5 protein-coding genes are annotated in these 4,892 nt (G+C 35.5%); 2 read left to right on the forward strand and 3 right to left on the reverse strand.

Annotation, left to right across the window (positions count from 1 at the left end; translation table 11 throughout):
* From ON09_RS22545 to ON09_RS22555, 3 genes are all read right to left on the reverse strand, one after another.
* A partial coding sequence (locus tag ON09_RS22545; RefSeq protein ID WP_010603331.1) for an MbnP family protein occupies positions 1-278 on the reverse strand: 278 nt, incomplete at its 3' end.
* 321 nt (positions 279-599) lie between these two features.
* Entirely contained in the window at positions 600-1,028 is a 429-nt protein-coding gene (locus ON09_RS24570; RefSeq protein ID WP_010603332.1) for a hypothetical protein, read from the reverse strand.
* Between the two features lie 192 nt (positions 1,029-1,220).
* Positions 1,221-2,957, reverse strand: coding sequence for a phospho-sugar mutase (locus tag ON09_RS22555; RefSeq protein ID WP_010603333.1), 1,737 nt, complete (start codon positions 2,955-2,957; stop codon positions 1,221-1,223).
* Positions 2,958-3,005: 48 nt separating this feature from the next.
* Here ON09_RS22555 and ON09_RS25440 point away from each other — a divergent pair, with 48 nt between their 5' ends.
* On the forward strand, positions 3,006-3,218 hold the full coding sequence (locus ON09_RS25440; protein WP_010603334.1) for a hypothetical protein: 213 nt from the start codon (positions 3,006-3,008) through the stop codon (positions 3,216-3,218).
* Positions 3,219-3,299: 81 nt separating this feature from the next.
* Positions 3,300-4,613, forward strand: coding sequence for an aspartate kinase (locus ON09_RS22565; protein WP_010603335.1), 1,314 nt, complete (start codon positions 3,300-3,302; stop codon positions 4,611-4,613).
* Positions 4,614-4,892 lie beyond the last annotated feature (279 nt).

Below are 4,892 nucleotides of genomic sequence, written 5' to 3' on the forward strand. Positions count from 1 at the left end.
AACAGATAACTCTCAGGAATTAAATAGGTTGTTCCATCAGCTTTGCTGAGTTTAATATTGCTGACATAATATTTAAACACATTGATTTTAAAATCTTCGCCCTTGGCATTTTTGTAGGTTGTTGTATTTAATGCTAAAGCAGCACCATTAACCTGGTGTTCAAATTCCAAAGTGAAGCTTGATTTTGTATCTGAAGAAATTTCATCTGCATCTTTTTTGCATGATGTTAAGCATATAAGAGGGCATAGCAATGCCAGTAAGTATTGTGATATTTTCATCTGTTATGTGTAGTTTTTAATGGTGATGAAGAGATCATGGCCAATATTTTAAAACATAGGCAGCCACGATGGTTTAATTTTTAAAAATCGAATCTGTGAATTTATAGTCTTCTGTCATTCTGAAAGCAATGAAGAATCGGCAGCTAAAAAGCACTGTTTAAATGAATCCACTCATTCTCATGTAGGATAATTTAAAACCAGTAATCAATAGCTTGGAGATTTACTTCGTAACTGCTTCGCGGTCTCTGCTGTGCTCAAAATGACAAATAGCCTAAAAGACCCTGATATAAATTCAGGGCGATGATTGTAAATAAAATTTACTTAAACCGTTTTTGGTGGATGAAAAATAGATACAGAAAGATCTTTAACTGGCTTTTCGAGATAGCCACTTTCTGATTTAATAATGAAATAAGGAATTTGATGATTGATTGCTGTGATCTGAAATTTTGGTTCAGCTTCTACAATTCGTTTGAGATTTTCCTGAACTTGTTTATTCTTGCTATCCAAATCTTTCAATTTTTTGGCTAGGAAACACTGACCGTCACAATGCAATTCAGGATGTTCTTTATTAATACAAAATACACTGGTAATGTACTCTTTATTCATTTTATAGCCTGAATAAACCACAAGTTGCATTGCTCCGTTTGAAACCGAGCAAATCACTAACAGGTATATCAGGATTTTTTTGAACATGTTATTTGCTGCAAAAGTATTAAAGAAATTGAAAGCGGCAAAAGAAAAGCGAACCATTTTTAAAACCGTTGATTGAAATCAACGGCAATGAATACCTAATAAAACGGAATATCTTGTGCAACATCTTTCAATTGCCAATAGAACGATTATACTAAATGTTATTCCTTGCCGTCAGTTTCAACTGACGGGTATAAAAAAACACAGATGAATTTTTCCACCTGTGTTCCATTCTTAATTATTTTAAAGAAACTAAGCCTGTAAATCAGCCATCACAGCTTTAATCTTTTCGCCTAATTCTTCGTTGACTTTTGCAAAATCAGCTCTGTCTGCCAAAGGTGCGTTAACGCTGCAATAAAACTTAATTTTTGGTTCTGTACCACTCGGACGAGCTGAAACAATACTTCCATCTTCAGTGATAAATTGAAGTACATCAGAGGTTGGGTAATCTAATTTTGTTACTTTGCCAGTGGCCAAATCAGTTTCCTGACTTAGTTCATAATCTTTCAATACAGAAACTTTCGATCCGCCTAAAGTTGCAGGTGGATTTTCACGGAATTTTACCATCATCGCCTTAATTTCTTCAGCACCGGTTTTTCCTTTTTTGGTAAGCGAAACTAAATCTTCTTTGTACAAGCCGTATTCAACATACATATCCAATAGGGCATTGTATAAACTTGCGCCTTTATCTTTGTAGTAAGCCGTCATTTCAGAAATGAAAGCCGCAGAAACTACCGCATCTTTATCACGAACTAAATCGCCGATTAAATAGCCATAACTTTCCTCTCCACCACCAATAAAATATTTCTTACCTTCTAATTCAGTCATTAACTGACCGATGTATTTGAATCCCGTTAAGGTATTATAGTAAGTAACATCTTTCTTTTTAGCAATTTCTTCAATCAGGTTTGAAGTTACAATCGTTTTCACAATAAACTGATTTCCGTCTAGTTTTCCGCTTTCTTCCCAGGCAGATAAAAGATAATTAATCAATAAACTTCCGGTTTGATTACCATTTAGTAAAACCCAGTCGCCATTATTATCTTTAACCGCAATACCCACGCGGTCAGCGTCAGGGTCAGTTGCCAAAACTAAATCTGCATCAATTTCTTTAGCCTTATTCATGGCCAAAGTCAATGCATCTTTTTCCTCTGGATTTGGATAAACAACAGTAGGGAAATTACCATCAGGTTTACTTTGCTCTTCAACTATAGTAACGTTAGTGAAACCAAATTGCTCAAGCGCTTTTGGTACCAGGGTAATTCCTGTTCCATGAATAGGAGAATACACAATTTTTAGATCGTGCTGTCTTTTAATGGCGTCAGGAGAAATTGAAAGTGCGGTGATTCCATCTACGTAAAGTTTGTCTACAGCTTCGCCAATTAATTCAACATTTGCCTCAACTCTGTCAAACTTCACTTCATCAATGCTCTGGATTTTATTAACCTCGTCAATCACTAATTTATCATCGGGAGAGGTAAACTGACCACCATCGGCACCGTAAGCTTTGTAACCATTATACTCTTTTGGGTTATGTGATGCAGTTAACATCACACCGCTTTTGCAACCAAAATGACGAACAGCAAAAGATAACTCAGGTGTTGGCCTTAAAGCTTCGAAAAAGTAAACATGAATGCCGTTGGCAGAGAAAACATCAGCTGTAATTTTTGCAAAGTAATCTGAATTGTTTCTGCTATCATGCGCAATGGCCACACTGATCTTTTCGCCTGGATATTTGTTATTTAAGTAATTGGCTAAACCTTGTGTTGCCGTTCCTATTGTATATTTATTGATCCGGTTTGAACCCGCACCCATAATGCCTCGCAAACCACCAGTTCCAAACTCTAAGCTTTTATAAAAAGCATCTGTAAGTTCAGTAGTTGAATTGTTATCTACTAGAGATTGGATTTCTGATTTCGTTTTTTCATCGTAATTTCCATTTAACCACTGATTTATTGTGGTTTGTGTTGATTGATCAATTGATTGCATTGAGCTGTATTTTTAATTTAATATCTGGTGTTGAACAAAATTTATTTCATGAAGTTTGGTGAAATTGAAATAAATTCAATCTGTCCCAAATTTTATTTTGTTGAGGATGTTGCTTTTAAGCTGCTTTTGCTTATTTTCACGCCCCGATACAATAATAAAGAAAATCCAGTATTAAAAATGAGACAATCACATTTTTTATATTCTGGTAAGCACGATGTAAATGGTGTTCTTTTTATTACAGCTAAAATAATAACTAATTAGATGAAGCCCTCATGTTTTTCTAATTCACCTAGTGGATATAAAACTGATTGTTCCATCGCAAATTGAAACAAAAACAAATCGATGAAAATTTTAAAATTTGGGGGTACTTCAGTAGGTAGTCCCGAGCGCATGACGAAGTTGTTGGATATCATTAATCCAGATGAAGAGCAGATTGTGGTTTTATCAGCAGTGTCTGGTACTACGAATAGCTTAGTGGAGATTTCAAATTATTTTTTAGCTGGAGATAAGAAGAAGGGAAGCGTTGCGATTGAAAATTTGTATGCCAAATATAAAGACTTTGTTGTTGAACTCTTGCCCGCTGCAGATTTTCAGGAGATGGGAAATGAAGTGATCGACTATCATTTTAGCTTCCTTGCAGTTATTACAAACGATATTTTTACCTCAATTGAAGAGAAAGTTGTTTTGGCGCAAGGCGAATTACTATCTACCACATTATACCATATCTATTTAAAATCAATTGGTGTAGAATCGGTATTATTACCTGCATTGGACTTCATGAAAACCGACGAGGATAATGAGCCAGATATTCCATTTACTACCAAACATTTAACACCCTTATTAGAACAACATAAAGGCAATAAATTATTTATTACGCAAGGTTTTATTTGTCGCAATAGTTTTGGCGAAGTAGATAATTTACGTCGTGGTGGGAGTGATTATACGGCATCATTATTAGGTGCTGCGATTATGGCCGAAGAGGTTCAAATTTGGACGGATATTGACGGTATGCATAATAATGATCCACGTATTGTTAAAGGAACTAAACCAATTGCACAACTTTCGTTTGATGAAGCAGCAGAGCTGGCTTATTTCGGTGCTAAAATTTTACACCCACAATCCGTGTTTCCGGCGCAGAAATATAAAATTCCTGTTCGTTTATTAAATACAATGGAGCCAACGGCTGCAGGAACCTTAATAACACATAATAGCGAAAAAGGCAAGATTAAATCTATTGCTGCCAAAGATGGCATTACAGCAATCCGCATCCAATCAAGCCGGATGTTATTGGCTTATGGTTTCTTACGCCGTGTTTTTGAGGTTTTTGAACGCTACAAAACGCCAATCGATATGATTACCACATCAGAGGTAGCCGTTTCGTTGACCATTGATGAAATCGGAAATCTTCCCAAAATTATTGAGGAACTGGAAAGTTTTGGAACAGTAGAAGTAGATACCGATCACAGTATTGTTTGCGTAGTTGGCGATTTCGGCTCAGAAAAACATGGCTTCGCTAGCAGAGTTTTAGAGGGATTAAAGCATATTCCAATCCGTATGATTTCTTATGGTGGAAGTAACTATAATGTTTCCCTGTTGATTTTAAGCGAATATAAAACGGAAGCTTTAAGAAGTTTGCACAACAGATTATTCGAATAAAAGATAGAAAGCGCCTAGGATGACCAGTAATCCTATAATGAAGTGAAAAGCTAAAAAGCTTGCTGGTAATAACTCATTTTTATGTTTCTTATAGGAATTAAACAGACCTAAAGTAATTATAACAATGATAAAAATGGCCGCTACTATTTTCATTTTCGTATAAATAAAAGAAATAATACGATCAGGAGAAGCACGATAAAAAATCGGATTTTTCCGTTGTATTGTTTTTGGGTAATTCTTCCATGCTTTAAATCGAGGTAATTACCCCAGTGTGTACGT

This window comes from Pedobacter agri PB92, from assembly GCF_000258495.1.
Taxonomy (GTDB): domain Bacteria; phylum Bacteroidota; class Bacteroidia; order Sphingobacteriales; family Sphingobacteriaceae; genus Pedobacter; species Pedobacter agri.

What these genes read in the sequence shown, in the direction of transcription:
- ON09_RS25440 (WP_010603334.1), top strand. Translation starts at nt 3,006, where the DNA reads ATGAAGTTTGGTGAAATTGAAATAAATTCAATCTGTCCCAAATTTTAT.
- ON09_RS24570 (WP_010603332.1), bottom strand. Translation starts at nt 1,028, where the DNA reads ATGGTTCGCTTTTCTTTTGCCGCTTTCAATTTCTTTAATACTTTTGCA.
- ON09_RS22565 (WP_010603335.1), top strand. Translation starts at nt 3,300, where the DNA reads ATGAAAATTTTAAAATTTGGGGGTACTTCAGTAGGTAGTCCCGAGCGC.
- ON09_RS22555 (WP_010603333.1), bottom strand. Translation starts at nt 2,957, where the DNA reads ATGCAATCAATTGATCAATCAACACAAACCACAATAAATCAGTGGTTA.